The sequence below is a fragment of the Novipirellula artificiosorum genome, assembly GCF_007860135.1.
GTDB lineage: Bacteria > Planctomycetota > Planctomycetia > Pirellulales > Pirellulaceae > Novipirellula_A > Novipirellula_A artificiosorum.
Genome location: NZ_SJPV01000009.1, coordinates 79,575 through 94,782, shown reverse-complemented (window position 1 = coordinate 94,782; position 15,208 = coordinate 79,575). Strand labels below are relative to the sequence as shown.

General features: G+C 55.0%; 15 protein-coding genes. 4 read left to right on the top strand and 11 right to left on the bottom strand.

Annotated features, from left to right (window positions below):
* Positions 1 to 138 precede the first annotated feature (138 nt).
* From Poly41_RS22380 to Poly41_RS22350, 7 genes are all read right to left on the bottom strand, one after another.
* Complete coding sequence (locus Poly41_RS22380; protein WP_146529097.1) at positions 139 to 468, bottom strand: helix-turn-helix domain-containing protein; 330 nt, start codon at positions 466 to 468, stop codon at positions 139 to 141.
* Entirely contained in the window at positions 465 to 1,382 is a 918-nt protein-coding gene (locus Poly41_RS22375; RefSeq protein ID WP_146529095.1) for a DnaB-like helicase C-terminal domain-containing protein, read from the bottom strand. Before Poly41_RS22375 ends, Poly41_RS22380 begins: the two co-directional genes overlap by 4 nt.
* Positions 1,379 to 2,350, bottom strand: a complete 972-nt coding sequence (locus tag Poly41_RS22370; RefSeq protein ID WP_231615855.1) for a DNA primase — start codon at positions 2,348 to 2,350, stop codon at positions 1,379 to 1,381. The genes Poly41_RS22375 and Poly41_RS22370 overlap by 4 nt, the downstream gene beginning before the upstream one ends.
* Positions 2,347 to 2,916 carry a DUF669 domain-containing protein gene (locus tag Poly41_RS22365; protein ID WP_146529093.1) on the bottom strand — a complete coding sequence of 190 codons (570 nt, stop codon included), beginning with the start codon at positions 2,914 to 2,916 and terminating at the stop codon, positions 2,347 to 2,349. The genes Poly41_RS22370 and Poly41_RS22365 overlap by 4 nt, the downstream gene beginning before the upstream one ends.
* Positions 2,900 to 3,373, bottom strand: coding sequence for a hypothetical protein (locus Poly41_RS22360; RefSeq protein ID WP_146529091.1), 474 nt, complete (start codon positions 3,371 to 3,373; stop codon positions 2,900 to 2,902). Before Poly41_RS22360 ends, Poly41_RS22365 begins: the two co-directional genes overlap by 17 nt.
* The gene (locus Poly41_RS22355) at positions 3,370 to 3,618 is read right to left on the bottom strand and encodes a helix-turn-helix transcriptional regulator (RefSeq protein ID WP_146529089.1); all 249 of its coding nucleotides are present in this window, start codon (positions 3,616 to 3,618) and stop codon (positions 3,370 to 3,372) included. The genes Poly41_RS22360 and Poly41_RS22355 overlap by 4 nt, the downstream gene beginning before the upstream one ends.
* A gap of 183 nt (positions 3,619 to 3,801) precedes the next feature.
* On the bottom strand, positions 3,802 to 4,710 hold the full coding sequence (locus Poly41_RS22350) for a hypothetical protein (protein ID WP_146529087.1): 909 nt from the start codon (positions 4,708 to 4,710) through the stop codon (positions 3,802 to 3,804).
* 771 nt (positions 4,711 to 5,481) lie between these two features.
* Between Poly41_RS22350 and Poly41_RS22345 the strand changes: the two genes are divergently transcribed.
* From Poly41_RS22345 to Poly41_RS22335, 3 genes are all read left to right on the top strand, one after another.
* Complete coding sequence (locus Poly41_RS22345) at positions 5,482 to 6,519, top strand: PEP-CTERM sorting domain-containing protein (protein WP_146529085.1); 1,038 nt, start codon at positions 5,482 to 5,484, stop codon at positions 6,517 to 6,519.
* A 1,188-nt stretch (positions 6,520 to 7,707) separates the two neighbouring features.
* The gene (locus Poly41_RS22340; protein WP_146529083.1) at positions 7,708 to 8,073 is read left to right on the top strand and encodes a hypothetical protein; all 366 of its coding nucleotides are present in this window, start codon (positions 7,708 to 7,710) and stop codon (positions 8,071 to 8,073) included.
* A gap of 69 nt (positions 8,074 to 8,142) precedes the next feature.
* Positions 8,143 to 8,793, top strand: a complete 651-nt coding sequence (locus tag Poly41_RS22335) for a PEP-CTERM sorting domain-containing protein (RefSeq protein ID WP_146529081.1) — start codon at positions 8,143 to 8,145, stop codon at positions 8,791 to 8,793.
* Between the two features lie 823 nt (positions 8,794 to 9,616).
* Here Poly41_RS22335 and Poly41_RS22330 read toward each other — a convergent pair.
* Positions 9,617 to 9,871: a hypothetical protein gene (locus Poly41_RS22330; RefSeq protein ID WP_146529079.1), complete on the bottom strand. Its 255-nt coding sequence runs from the start codon at positions 9,869 to 9,871 to the stop codon at positions 9,617 to 9,619.
* A 182-nt stretch (positions 9,872 to 10,053) separates the two neighbouring features.
* Positions 10,054 to 11,493 carry an IS66 family transposase gene (gene tnpC / locus Poly41_RS22325; protein ID WP_197231524.1) on the bottom strand — a complete coding sequence of 480 codons (1,440 nt, stop codon included), beginning with the start codon at positions 11,491 to 11,493 and terminating at the stop codon, positions 10,054 to 10,056.
* 904 nt (positions 11,494 to 12,397) lie between these two features.
* On the opposite strand from tnpC, the gene amrA reads away from it, so the two are divergent.
* Positions 12,398 to 13,054 (top strand): AmmeMemoRadiSam system protein A, encoded by a 657-nt coding sequence (amrA, locus tag Poly41_RS22320; RefSeq protein WP_146529075.1) that lies wholly within the window; start codon positions 12,398 to 12,400, stop codon positions 13,052 to 13,054.
* A gap of 199 nt (positions 13,055 to 13,253) precedes the next feature.
* Here amrA and Poly41_RS22315 read toward each other — a convergent pair whose 3' ends face one another.
* Positions 13,254 to 13,613, bottom strand: coding sequence for a response regulator (locus Poly41_RS22315; protein WP_231615854.1), 360 nt, complete (start codon positions 13,611 to 13,613; stop codon positions 13,254 to 13,256).
* A 312-nt stretch (positions 13,614 to 13,925) separates the two neighbouring features.
* Complete coding sequence (locus tag Poly41_RS22310) at positions 13,926 to 15,032, bottom strand: PHP domain-containing protein (protein ID WP_146529071.1); 1,107 nt, start codon at positions 15,030 to 15,032, stop codon at positions 13,926 to 13,928.
* Positions 15,033 to 15,208 lie beyond the last annotated feature (176 nt).

Genomic DNA, 15,208 nt, shown 5'->3' with positions numbered 1-15,208 from the left:
GAGACAGACTCTCTTATGGTCCCTTATGGGATGTAGGACACCTTGGTGTCCGCAGGGAATGAGCCGTTTTGTCCGCATTAACCGGACACCTAGATGTCCGCAGATAACCGGACATAGCTCTGTCCGGTGACGATGTGTTCACAGTTTGTCGAATTGCTGTTTCGACATTGGCAATACTCGGTAGCTCGATGGTCCCTTTTGGATTCCGCCAACTTGAACCACGATCAGCAGCCCGAGCGATTCGAGCCGCTTGATAATCCGTCTGACGTTTCGGTCTGACATGCCGCATCGTTTGCCGATGTCCGCTTGTGATGTCTTGGCGATACCGTCGCGGGTATCCCGGTACAAAACCAACCACACCGCCACGTCCGGCCGCGTCAATCCGCGTAACGTAAAATCGACAAACGCATTCAGGACCGCGAACCGATCAGCGGTCTTTCGCTTCGGCTTGGTCGTCGTCCGCGTCATGTGTCACCCCACAAGTCGGCAAGCGTATCCCGCAGGTGCCGCGAAGCGTCTGACATAACCGGCTCGGCTGGTTCAAACGATTGACGTGAACGGTCAAACGACAATTCACAATCCGTCGGCTTCCCGTAGCGGCTTTTTAGTTGCTTCAAGGTGACATCAATAACCGCGTCGTCATCGTCCGCGTCTGACTCAGCCGACGGGACCAACAAATAGGCATCGTCCGCCCCGTATTCGAGTTCTGACGACTCCCGAAAAGAGGCAAGGCTTAGACCATCGCCCGCGTAGCTGGTGCGTCCCTTGGCGTCTTTCGAGCGCCCCACGGCCGATAGTGCGATAACGCAGCAACCCGCAGCCGAAAACCGGCGTATTGAATCCATCGTCGCATCAACCGAGCCGCGTTTGTCGTCGTGCTTGCCGACGGGTCGGATACGTTGGACGTAATCGAGAACAATCAATTCCGCGTCGATGTCGTCAGCGGCGGCGGCCACGTTTTCCAATGTGAAGGGTGCTTTCACGAAAACCAACCGTTCAGCGATGTCGTCAATCAGGTCAAACGCATCATCGAGTTTGTCGCGTTGCTTATCGACTAGCCGACGATCTTGGATGTCATCGAGCGAAACGCCCGATAGACGACTCAATTGGCGTTCTAGCAGCCGTTCCGGAGGCATCTCGACATTCGCCACGCAACACCGAAGCGAAGCATCAGCGGCCATTGCAGAGACGACGCATTGCATAGCGAAAGCGGTCTTGCCCATGCCAGGTGCCCCGCCAAGCAGGGACACCGAACCAGGACCGAGCCGGATATGGTCAAGTCCTTCACCGATGTCGTACCGTCGCGGCGGTTCACCGTGTAACACGTCATCCTGCCAGTCGTCAAACAATCGGTCACAGCGGATATAGTTTGCGTTGCTCATTCCGTTCTTGCTCCTTTCGATAGTCCGTTATCAATTGCCCGTCGTACGTCCGACGGTGGCAAACCACTATCCAACGCCCCCGGCGTCAGCAGAGCGTGAACCGCTACGGCCGGAACGCCAAGTTCCGCCAAGTTTGCGGCGGCTGAATAAACCGCCGTTCGTCTTGGGCTTTCAATGTCGCCTTCGATGACATCGAAAACGACTCGCATAAGGTCCGTTCGGTCGGTGCCCCGTTCCTTTAGCGCTTCGGCTTGTTTTTTCACCCGTTCCGTCGCGGCGTTCCAATCGAGAACCGCTTGGTCGTCAAGCGATGGATCCTCTGGTAATTCAAACGGCAATGGTTCGGCGGCTCGGTCCACCATTGCCGACGGCCGTAGCTTCAGCAGTTCATCGAGCGTAAAGAATCGCTTGTAACGTCCGGTCTTGCCGTGTCGGCTATTCGGAGCCCGAAGCGGTTGAACGATGCTATAGACCGACGTGTCAATCTTCACGCCAGCTTTAGCGGCCAACCCTTCAGCAAGTCGTCGGGTGATTCGGTGAAACTCGGTCGATGGTTCCGGTGCAAAGAGTGACAACGGCAAGCCAACGTGAAACCCTTTTGACCCCGAGAAGAAAATAAGCAACTCGGTTTCATCGAGCCGGTATCGGTCCAGAATTAAGGAACACAATACCCTCGCCGAAGCGGCGGCCCCGTCAATGTTGCCGTCGTCGTCGATGTCGAACCAAACGAACCGCGACCAGCAACGGCCGTTGTAGTCGCGGACATTCAGCGTCAAATCAGACTTCACGATCCGTTCACGAATCGCGTCGTCGTATTGGAAGGGTGACAAGAACCCTTGTTGGTCAGTATGTGCCAGTGAATCGCAAGCCGCGTAGGCCGCAAACGCCCGGTCGTAATCGACCAACCGGCGTTCACGGTCACACGGTCCAACAATGCGATACCCTAGCGGCATCGCGTCGTTATTCACTGAAACAAATCTCCCGCGGCGGTGTCGCCATCGTCAAACGCATCGACGGCGGTCGCCTTGTCGTCGTCATCCTTGCCGTCGTCGCCACTGGTGGCGGTTTGCGGTTCAGGTGCGGCGTCGGGTGCGAAAGCGTCCGGTTCCGGTTTGATAACTTCGATGACATCAAATCGGCGTACTCGGTTGCCTTCATTGCCGTCGTCATCGCGTCGAATGACCAACTTGACTCGGCATCGGAACACAGCGGGAAGCGGCTTTTCCAGTTGCCGCAATTCTTTGATACCAAGTTTGAGCAAATCGCGTTTGGTCCGCGACATTGCGTTTTCGGTAAACCATACTTCGTGCCAGAATCGGCCGCCCGCATGGTCCCCGTCAACGATTTCAAATGTCAGCCGGTATCCCGGCGTCCCTTTCGAGCGGCTTTCCATCGCGTCACCCTTAACGATGTCCGCGATGTATTCACCCTTTGGCAACGTGTCAAAATCAGCGGCGGCGTCGGTCGTTCCCCAAGCCGATTCGATAGTGTCAAGTTTGCCTTGGTCGCGTAGAATGTCAGTGAGCTTGCCCATTGTTGCTTTCCTTACTTTTTGGGTTAGTGCTAGAATCCTTTGCCGGCTCGACGGTTGCAGCCATCGAGCCGGTTTTTTTGTAAAAAGAGAGGGACCGTCTAAGCCGAGCCGCTTTTTGTCTTGCCAACGCTCGGTCAGCGATTTCCCAAACGGTCAACAAACCGCCATGCCGTGCGGTTCGTTTGCTACGGTCTGCCCCGCATTGTCGAATCACGCCATTGTTTACAAGTTCCCGAACCGCTGGGCCAAGCCACTTGCCGCCGTCGCCGTAGGCCTTCGACGAATCACGAACGATGTCGTCGGTCGATGCTTTGCCGCTTCGGCTCTTTTGCAGAACGGTTAGCAAAGCTAGTTGTGCGGCTCGGCTCCGGTCGCCCATACTTCGCAGTTCGACGGGATTTCCGATGAACACCGAATAGACCGTTAGGCCAGCGTCAAACAATGTTTGCTGAATCATCGTTGGTCCCTTTTGTTCGCGTTGCGGACATTGGGGCAGCCGTCTTGTTCCCATTGCTCAATTACGGCAATGGGCCAACGGACAAGCGAACCGAGTTTAATCGGTCGCGGCATCCTGCCAGAATCGGCCATTCTGTAAACGTGCCTTGCCGAACAATTCCAGCGTTCCGCTAGGGCATCGACCGAGAACATCGAGCGGCCCCGACCGTCGGTGACTCGCTCTAGTGCTTTCGTCTGAGTAGACATCGTGTTTCCTTAATGTCGTGTCTAAATTGGCTTGAAACAGCTTCAAGCCCACGGCATTAATAAAGCACCCGTATCGGAACAAAATATTTGATTCCGATTTTATTCCGTTGGGGCGTCAAGAATCGCCCACGAATGACAGTAGCAGGCAACAAAAGTTTTTCCTGCCTAGTGCGTCGGAATAAATTAGCAATCGTTTTGTTTTCGGATCTTTTCCCAGTTTCGCAAGCGGTCAAGAATCGTTTTCGTTGTTCCTTCGGGTTCTCCTAGTTCACGGTCAAGGTCCGCGTACGTTTCATAACCCTTTGTATTCCAGGCCTCTCGAACCCTCTTTTCTTGCTTACTAAGAGTTTTCTTCGGTTTTCGTCCTCTGGTTGACTTTTTTTGGGGGCGATCAACTTCGGGGGGGGATGTGTCGTGATGATTCTCAACGTTTGCGTGGCCGGGCGTTTGTGGTACGTGTTCTTCTCTCCGTTTTTGCAGCGACCGAATCGCGTCGACACTTGCGATTCGTAGGTCAGTGATGTGAGCGTAGAAACCGTACTGGTCAGCCGAATCTTTTAAACTATCACTGAGTTCCTTTAGCGGTCCCAACATTGGTTTATCAACAGCGAACCGAGTATCCGTCGGCGTCCAACTCTCGGAGGCAACTTTAAAGCGAGGGTCAAGGTTCATCCGCCGCCCACCAACCGCTTCGCTTATTAAACCGTTCTGCAAGAGAAAGAATAGAGTAATGGTCCATCGGTCAAGCGAGCACCAACCATCCAGATAGTCGCTAGGCTCAATGCGAACAAAGTCTCGGCAGTAAAGGTCGAAGTTTCCAAACACTTCTCGCCAGCCCGTCAAACTGCCGCGATATGCAATTTGCAAGAACTCCTGCTCTTTCTTTATGCAGTGCCAAGATTTTATTCCGTCCGCGAAGTGGCTTCGGTAGTACTTGGGCAGGTCATCCCAACCATGTTTCCGGTCTGTTTCGGAGTCGCCACGCATATACCAAACGAGCAAACACTCAATAGGTTTATCTCGTTCTTGTTCGAGCCACCGCTCCGCCTTGGGTAACCAAGTGTCGACAAGCGGTTCAAAACCGGTTTTCAAAACCATCCTCCTTTTTGCGGGGACGATTCAACGGCCGAAGCGAGAAGGACACGCAAGCGGCCGGTGAATCGTGCGGCATCCCGTCGGACGCCTACCCTCGAAACCGTCGGGGTCAACCGACAGTGCTTGAATTGTGGGTGACTGGCCCACGTCGATCTATTGTGCAAATGCTAGCTCAGATGACAACCATCGACATTGAATGCTACAGAGAACTCCCGCATCGTGGTTTTTGCGGGCGTAGGATTACAGGGCGGTCCCTACCGGCAAACAGAATCAGAACGCATTGCCCCCATCTCTATCACAAATCTCATTTTGCCGCACGAATAGACAGAAACGGGCACTCATATCGTGGCGACAAAGGTAGTTCAGAATTTACCCACCCCCGGGTCGACTGGTGGTGGGGTGTTCGTCCCGCACCCCGTTTCAGCGAGTTTCCCTCGGAAACAGACCCGCAGCAAACGCCCCACCCCTCCCCTCGGAAGGACCCATACCGATTTCGGGACGGACGGACTGTCTCTATTGACATCGGAGGCAGGGTGGGAAACAGCCTTGCGACTACGGTGAAAAGGACCCGTTGCATGGGAGGAGGGTAGTAGTGGTGGTAGTAGTTTAGGCTGCGTCTATCCAGTCGAGATTGCGAGGGGAAATGACTTCAACCGTTAGAATTGCTGTAAACGCATCCGCAAGAGAGCGGTACATTGTCGCAGGGTACTCGCAGCGAGCGGAGGGGAAGTAAATTGCTATGCGGAGACGTTTTCAAGGAACACAAAGTTGTTCAAGACTCGATTTATCGATATGGGAACAAACGCAATGATGAACTTCTTAAGATTCGGTTTTGTTTGCTTAACGACGATGGTCGCTACGACGGGACAGGTGCAGGCGGGGATGATTTCCGCCTGGGGAGCCAATGGCTACGGTGTGGTGAGCAATGCACCCACCGGCAACGGATACACAGCCATCGCTGCGGGCTGCTACAACGGCTACGCCCTCCATGCCGATGGGTCCATCACCGCCTGGGGAGGCGATCGCTACGGCCAGGTGAGCAACGCCCCCACCGGCAACGGCTTTACAGCCATCGCTGCGGCGAATGACAACGGCTACGCCCTCAAGGCCGACGGGTCCATCAACGCCTGGGGAAACGATGAATACGGCCAGGTGACCGACGCCCCCACCGGCACCGGCTTCACAGCCATCGCTGCGGCGGACTTCAACGGCTACGCCCTCAAGGCCGACGGTTCCATTACTATCTGGGGATACAGTGGCGGCGGCCTGGTAAGTGACGCCCCCACCGGAACCGGATTCATAGCCCTCGCTGGGTCGCGATCCAGTGGCTACGCCCTCCAGGGCGACGGGTCCATTACCACCTGGGGATCCAATATCAACGGCGCGATGAACGCCCCCAAGGACGCCGGCTTCACAGCCATCGGTGGGGGCCTCTACAACGGCTACGCCCTCCATGCCGATGGGTCCATCGCCGCTTGGGGAGATGACTACAGCGACCAGGTGAGCAACGCCCCCACCGGCAACGGATTCACAGCCATCGCTGCGGCCTTCCGCAACGGCTACGCCCTCCAGGCCGATGGTTCCATCACCGCCTGGGGATGGGATCACTACGGCCAGGTGAGCAACGCACCCACCGGCACCGGCTTCACAGCCATCGCTGCGGGCTGCAACAACGGCTACGCCCTACAGGCCGATACGGTGGTTTCTCCCGTTCCAGAACCCGCCTCCCTCACCATCTTCGGCTTCGGAGCCATTGGCTTAGCCGCCAGCAGTATTCGCATTCGAAAGCGAAAGCACACTACGTAGCACTCATGCGACGGTCACGTCGCTGGCCCGCCATCTTTGGTTCTGTACTGGGCTGTGGTGGGTCGTGTTATCTTACTTGCCGTCAGCACGAAACGGCGAAAACACGGGCTTCTAGTAAAAGGTGGTGGTGTCTCGCAAAACAGCACCATTTCAGCGAGACACCCTCGGAGACCTTTCCCGCGATGACCGCCCACCCCCTTAGGAGGACCCAAGCAAAGGTGGTGGTGGTAGTTTAACCGTTGCCTATGCGAAAGTAGGTCAGAACGTGGTGGGAAACCCTCGGTTGTGATCGAAACCAAGTACCTATCGCCCCGGGGGGCGGTAGGGCAGGAACACACCGCCCCCAACCCCCGCAGCGTCGATCCAAACTAACTTTCTTGCAAACAATCGGGGCTAATTCCACCGCTCGGTTGTAATAGGTCCCCGAAAGTACCTTGGCGTTTTCATGGTAGTGCCCGGGGGTAGCCAAAAACTCAGGCAATCACCTTTCAATTGCCGCTTACCCAAGCTTGCATTAACTTTGGCAAAATTCAAGGTTTCACGCACGGGCCCCCGCCATCACGCCGACGGACTGTGTTTGCTTCATTGTGGGCTTATCTTCACCGCTGGGCAAACCAAAACGTCAGAGGGACCCAACCCGGTGCGTGGGGAGACCGTCTCTCAATTTTACGGACAGAAAAGTAACCGGGCATGCGATCTCGCTTTTGCACCCATGTCTAGAAATAGACACTCCCACGATCATAGTGGGCATGAGATTGCCATCATTGATTGGCCATCCTCTCTCCACGGGCAGCAAGTCCGGCCATCCCCTTTCGTTCAATGATTGCAAGCCTCCATCAGCTCGAACAATCCCGGGGTGATGGGCACGGATAGGGAAACGACGCCGGCCATTTGTCCATTTCCTTGCCCTTGTCGGCCGAAGACAAAATATGCCTTTGCCCGTGTGTGCACCCGCACTCATTCGCACGCTGCGATGTGTTCAAACGGCACAGAACACAAATCGATCTTCACCGACCAGGCGAATCGAAAACTAATCCAGTGAATGGAATCATAGAAACTACCGTAAAACTGCCGTCCAAGGAGTGACCTATTGTCGCAGCGACATTCTGATAGCGGGGGTTGGGAATACGGATTGCAGCGGGTTCGCATATGTGGTTTTTGTAGCCTAACAACACACCGACTCATGAAATGAAGAGGTCCACATCAATCGTGATAGTCTGCTTAGCGACGCTGGTCGCTGGTGCAGGCAGCGCGTCAGCGGGGATTATGACTTCTCCGCTTGAAGTGGACTCGTTCGCAAATGTCGATGCGAGCAGGTTGCCAATAACAAATCCTGAAGAAGATCCGGAGCTTGTTCGTGCTTTGCAGCAGACATTCGGCATGAGTCGTCAGTCTAGTGCTGGCGTTGATAACACGCCCCCAGTTTTTGTCGGTATCCTTGACTACCCGTCCGTTCAAGACGAATTTTGTCAATGGCTTGTCAGCTATTGCAATCTGCTCATTCCCAGCCCAATACCGATCTGCTTGCTGAAGGTTCCGATTGAAGTTGTCTAGTTGAATTCTAATTTTTGACACGACAATCAATTTTCGGAACACATTTAGTGTTAGTGTTGGAGCAAAATAATGACACTTAAAATAAGACTTGGGGTTGCGTGCTTGGCGATGCTAGTCGCTTCGGCGGAGCAGGTGAAGGCAGGGATGATCACCGCCTGGGGATCCGATGGCAACGGCGTGGTGAGCAACGCCCCCACCAGCACCGGATTCACCTCCATTGCTGGGGGGAACTACAACGGATTCGCCCTCCAGGCCGACGGTTCTATCACCGCCTGGGGATACGATGGCTACGGCCTGGTGAGCAATGCCCCCACCGGCACCGGATTCACTTCCATCGCCGGGGGGGGGTACTACAACGGATTCGCCCTCCAGGCCGACGGTTCTATCACCGCCTGGGGATACGATGGCTACGGTCTGGTGAGCAACGCCCCTACCGGCACCGGATTCACCTCCATTGCTGCGGGGGACTACACCGGATTCGCCCTCCAGGCCGACGGTTCTATCACCGCCTGGGGATACGATGGCTCCGGTCTGGTGAGCAACGCCCCTACCGGCACCGGATTCACTTCCATCGCCGGGGGGGGGTACTTTAACGGATACGCCCTCCAGGCCGTGAACGCCAGCGTCCCAGAACCCACCTCGCTCGCCATTTTCGGATTCGGTGCGTTTGGCCTAGTCGCTAGTGGCATCCGCCGACGAAGGCAAAAGCAGACGGCGTAGCACTAGCGCAACTATCGATTCTCATCACGGGCGTCCTTCGGGTCGCCCGTCCTCTTTGGTGGGGTCGGTGATAGGTGGTAAACCACTACCGTGGCAATGCCGGATTGGAAGGCTTGGCTCGTTCTGCGAGCCGTTCGTATCGCGTCTACGTACGTCTAAGTTGGCTTTCCAACTAAACCCAATCCGCTCCACACGGGTGGTGGTCCTGTCGAGTAAGGCAAGCCCAGGTTTGCTGCCAGTGGTCTGTCCGCTGGCAGTTGATACATCCCCCGCTGGTTATCCATGTCGGTGCGTCCTGTTGCACACCTTTGACCTGTAACGTTCGGCATGGCGGCCAATAATGCGGCGATCTCAGGTGCGTTCCCTTGTTGCCCAATTCCTTCGAGTTCCATCAATTGATGCAATCCCCTCACTATTGTCGACAGAAAAGCAAGTGGGCATGCGGTCTAGCTGTTGATACCTGCCCCGCATCATGCCACCCTCCCCCGGCTACTCAGTTTTTGTAGTACCTGCCGCGGCATTGGATGGGGGTCAATAGTTGTTTTCGTGCCTGTTCACTTTGGAGTAACCCAACCTTTGGCTCAAAGTAGTACCTACTTAGTCCATGAGCAAACGCATCGTCGCTTCAGAGTTCTTAAATCGACCATTTTTTTATGTGAAGGGGGCATGGGGTCCATGCCGCCATACCATCACCAGAATCGACAGTCCCCCGGTCCAATGAAACCGGCGTTCGTTGCGTCCGCCATGTTGCGAAGCCTTCTACAACAATGATTTCCCTTCAGCGTTCCGTTGCAGCGTCTGTGTCGCGTCGTATTCGTTCGGCCTAGGCTTGTTCGCTCAATGCGTCGGCAAGTCGTCCGAGAGCGTCAGAACCGAGCGAAGCGGCCAATGCATGGGCAAGTATTTCTATTTCTCCGTCTGTCAATTGTTCTCGTAAGTCCTCGATAAGTTCACTCAAAGTTTGTTTCCGAGTGTAACCGTCGTGGTAACGGTTCGCTGGTGCGTCGTTTTGTTCGGCGTTTTCCGGTGTTTGCGTTTGCTCACTCGTACCTTCGGGACGCAGAGGTCGCAAGTTCAAATCTTGTCGCCCCGACTTCTCCTATCTTCTTTCCCTTCAACGACTTATGTCGCTCGGTGTGTAAACATTCGCGGAAGGTGTGGAGGCTGTGCGCAGCGTCAACGGCCAGCGGTTCACTTTTGGTCGAGATGGGGGCGGTGAGACTCGATCGAGCCAACTTGGCGCCGAGTTGACGGGATGATTTACGAAGTATCGCTCGTCAAGGCGGTTGCAGGCGAACTTCGCTGTTCGGACAAGCGTTCGGTTGATAGATTCCAGGGCAAGAAGGAGGACGGATCGCTGGGGATCTTGCCGTCGTTTTCTGCACACGCTTCGAAGTACCAACTCAGCCACTTGTAGGGATTGATTTTCCAAAGTGCAAGCGTCGCGAAGATCGAGAACATCATCACTGCCAAGCGACCTGACCACTCCGCTCCACTGCCATAGTAATTCTTACGACCCAATGCTGGATTGCGAATCAAACGTTCGCCGTAGTTGTTGTCCAGCGGAATCCGTGGATCGTCGACGAACAACGTCAAGCCACCCCAGTGTTTTCGCAAGCTCGTGATCACTTTGCAGCAGGGATCGCGAAGCTTTTCAGTCGATAGTTCGACGTCCCGCTGAGCCCACATCGAATCAAGGTGCTGACGCAAAGCTGCGTCGGCTTCCCTGAATGGCTCGCTGTCAATCGGGTGTTTCACTCGCTCGCGATTGAGTCGATAGAGCTCCGCGATACGACCGAGCCACTGCAGAGCCCATGGCACCAACTCAGGATAGCCTTTGCCGACTTTCACAAAGTCCCGACGCACATGCGCCCAACAAAACGCCAACGCAAGCTGACCCTCTTTGACTTGTTCGATCGCTTTGTAAGCACTGTAGCGATCAACCATCAGCACGCCTTGCACGTCGTCGGACAAGTGCGACTGGGGAACATCGTGACTGCGGCTTGGATCAAGCACATAGGCGATCGAATCTTCACCGGCGAACAGCCATAGCCACCAAAGATGCCCAGTTTTCCCAGCCTTTTCAACGAATACTTTCCATCGCGTCTCGTCTGCCTGAAAGTAGTTTGACTTCGTCTGGCGATCGCAAATCGCGTCATAGATAGGCGTCAACAGAGGCTCGATTCGCTTCAATCCACCCGCAATGGTTCCCGCTGCAAGGTCGACTCCAAGAAGCCCAAGTTGTTCAATCGTGCGATGAGTCGGTCGCTGTAAATGAAATTTCTCCAACAGCAAATGAATCCATAGGCTCGTGCCGAAAATGCTTTTGGGAAGCAGCTTTGGCGGCAACGGGGCTGTCACCGTTCGAGGCTGGGCATGGCACTGACACGTTCGGCGATAACGTCCACGGCGAACCACTCGACGGTAAAGGATCGTCTCGATTTCAATCTGCTCGCAGGGATCACTTTGCCCGAGACCTACCAGTGGCTCGCCGCAGCATGCACAGACTTTTGCGTCCTCGGGCAATTCAATGAGTTGCTCACGCTCGGGCAAGTGAGAGTAGTCTCGTCGATTGGGAGCGGGACGACCGGGTTGTTGCCCACGTCGGTTTTTGGGTTTGGGCGGCTGGTCAGGATCACTCAGATCGTTGGACCGATCCTTGCTGACGGAGTCGAGCTCTGCAGAGGTGCAACTTGACAAGGGATATCCCGGTCGACGGTGCGCCAAGGGTGCTACCGGTTCCCGGCGGACGACCGACCGTCGGGGACTCTTTTCTAAGAGATCATTGGACAGAGATCATTGGACACCGGAGCCATACCTCCAAAAAACCTTGAGTCTGGGTTCCGCGCGCTTCGGTCGGATGAGCCGGTTTTTTGACCGAGGAGTCCGAGAGCCACCGCACCCATGAACCGCACCTCCGTGCAACAGGCTTCCCCATGTTCGCAGCACCAGCGCGGACCGCAAGGCAACAATCATTCGCAGCGGTTTGTCGAAAGACCAGAGCGAAATCTCGTCAGCTACCCCGCAGATGTATTAGACACCACCCGAGATGCGCGGTACAACGAGCGCTGCGCGGGCAGGGGTAGTTGGATACCGAAACACTGTGTTCGTCACAACTTAAAAACCGGACGACCTCCGCGTGGGCAGGGGGGGTTGGATACCTAAACACTCCAGTCGTTAGAGCTTAAAACTGCACGACCTCCTCGCGGCAGGGTGAAATCCGAAAGTTGCTTATCGAACGTCCCCCGCAGCAGAGCCAGCCTGCATTCGATGACCCAAAGATCCAGTGGATGGGGCAGGATCAAAAAGCTGCCAAAGGACGAGGCATTCGTCCGACGGCGGATTGAAGGTACGCCATTTGCTGCATTCGATATCTCCGGCCGCGACTGCGATCCAAGTCGGCTGGTGCGCCGCTGCGTGGATCACGCAAACCGTTAATTCATCAAGTTGCCGTATTTTTAACGGACAGTTTTTGTACAATGAACTTCGATACAGCTGTGTGCCATTTTTGCTCGCTGAATGTGCGGTGTCGTACCACAGCCAAATCGCTAGCGATCGAACGCCTCGATCCTAGGACCGGAATTATTGTTGGGAAGAATTTGAAATGTTAAGCTCCCCCGAATCGATCCTGTTGACGGATGCTGACCAACAAACGTTGCTGGATGTTGCCGAACAAAGCATCGAAATTGGTTTGGAGACACGGCGGATCATGGAACCCGAGGTGGCCTCGTACAGCGAGGATCTTCGCCACGTGCAATCTTCGTTCGTGACACTTCGGCTTCAGGAGCAGCTACGCGGATCGGCGGGATCCATCGAAGCAACCGTACCTCTGATTTCAGACGTCAGTTGCAACGCGTCGCGCGCGGCGTTCAACAACGGCCGGTTTCCTTCCTTGAACCAAGCGGAATTCGACGACTTGATCATCCAGATCACCGTCTTGAGTCCACTGCGGCATTTGATTACACGATCCTTCGGCGACGTGATCGCGTACATCCAGCCCGGTGTCGATGGGGTGGTGCTGAGATTAGGTGGCCATGTTGCCACGTTTTTGCCAGATGTTTGGGAGACGCTGCAGGATCCGGTCGAGTTTTTTCGGCATTTACGCTTGAAGGCAGGTCTGGACCCCGACCGATGGTCGCCGCGAATTCGGGTTTCAACTTATCGAACCCAACGAATGATTCGGTCGCGACGCCAATCACGAGCCAGCCGTCCATCAGCCAGCAGCACGCAACCGGTCGATTCCATGGCAGAGGTGACTTAGAACCTATCCGATAAGGGGTCTGACCCTCTCTTGGTCTGAACTTCTTGGTAGCGAATCCATTGGAAAACAACGAGTTTTTGAGTAATCGAAACGTTGGTCGACATAGGGTCAGACCCGTTTTCGGATAGGTTCTTAGCATCGAGCGGAAGGCGACGCTCGAAAATCATACGAGGCGAAAATCATACGGGGTTCAGGACAATCACATCAAGAAGGAACCGTGTGCCATTTTCTCAATGCTTTCGATCAAGACACTCATGGAGATCGGCTTGACATGATAGGGCTCGATCTGGATCGAAAAATGTTTGGGACTCCTTCGCGAAAGCACGACGACCGGAACCGAGATCCATGCATTCGCGTCACTGTATCGCTTCAGCAATTTGATGCCCCAATCATCGGGTAACGCCGGTTCAAGGACTAAGACATCAGGACGGCACTCGCGTATCTGTTCTTCGCACTGCGGACCACTCTCGGCCGTCGAAACCCGATACCCCGCTCGCTCGAGGTACCGCTGAAGCGTTGCCAACAAATCCGTGTCGGTATCCACGAGCAATAGATGCAAGCTCACTCTGTTCAACCTTATGTCAGCATGGAAACCGCGACTTCATCGAGGAGTCGCGGCAAGTTTCTTGATTGTTTAACAGCAGACAACCGGGGCAAAAATCATGCCGCATTCCTTTCGAGCCTGCGAAACCTCTTGAATCGTCGACCGCAATCCCATTCGACCTAGCGGGTTTCACGAAGGAATGCTCAATCAACCACGAATGCAATCGATTTGTTGAATAACGCCCAGCACCGAGATCTGGAATCAACCCACGACCTCAGTGTGCGACTTCTTGATTGGCCGATCCTTGGAGTGTGCGGATCCGTCTCACTACAAATCGGTCGATGATGCTTCGGTCGTCAGCGTCACCGGCAACCCCGTTTCGGGTGCAATCAATAAGTTGCTTGCCGTGTAGTGGAGCTCAAGGGGGGTCTCGGAGTCAGGAGTTCGGAACGTGACAAGTGTGGTCGCGCATGGCGAGAGCTTGATCGACTGGGGACCGTTTCCGGCACTGCGATCGAGTACGATTTCCGCTTCGCATTGATTACGAATCTGCAACGTGACCTGCTTCCCCATTCGCACGATGGGCTGGGTCACGCTCACCGCTGCGTCAAACAGTGGTTCGAGGTGCTCTTGCCGTCCGATCAAATGCCCTTGACCCCACACGACCGTTCGGCGATCGCGCAGCGCCTCATGAATCGACTCTGCGGTTCGCTCGGCCGCGAACACCAAGGTCATCGTTCGGTGGTGGTCCGATCGATTTTCGACGATCAGGTCGGGGGAGTGGATATCCGAATTCCCAAGCAGGGTCAGTCCTTTTTCTAAACACCAGCGATGGGCCGTGGGAAAGTAGCTGTTGTTGTTATCGACCTCCATACCTTGAAACATGCTCGCTTCAAACAGAGTGGTATGTACCTCCATCCAACGTCCTTTTTCCTCTCCTTTCCATCCTTGATGATTCCAAAACACAAAAGCATTTTGATCGTTGGCCGCTTTCACCGCATCGAAGAACTCGGGCGTATCGAGCGGCCGAGAATCGCTCAAGAAGATCCCGTTGAAGTGCCCCGGGGGCGTGTCTCGAGTGATCTCGCTGCCGCGGATCAAAATCAGACTGCAGGCATCGGCTGCTGGTTTGGCTAACTCGTAGGGCCGGTTGTGATTGGTGGGAAGGTCGCTCGATTTGGGTTGGTACTCGAGATGATCCGTAATTGCAATCGCATCAAGGCCTTGGCGCCACGCTTCTTCCACTCGCACCGTTGGCCAAACATTCCCATCCGAAAAAACGGTATGCATGTGAAAGTCGCACTTCAACGTCTGGTAGCCAGGCAAATCAGGAAAATGGATCTCGTGACGGACTTCCTGTGCGTTGACGACGAACGACAACAACAAAACCGTCGCCCCGATAAGGCTAGAACGAAAAAGACAAAGGCTTCTCATGACTCACCATTTCCTCAGGAGGGGGGGAGGGGGGGCTGTTTTAGAAAAAGCGCAGGCTTTCTCTGGCATAGAGTTCTTATCACGTCGACCCAGCGTGCGAAAGCGTAACGATCCGATTCGCGCTGCGATTCCTTCGAATTACCTTGCGATCGGGTGTCGCACGACGATACAATGCG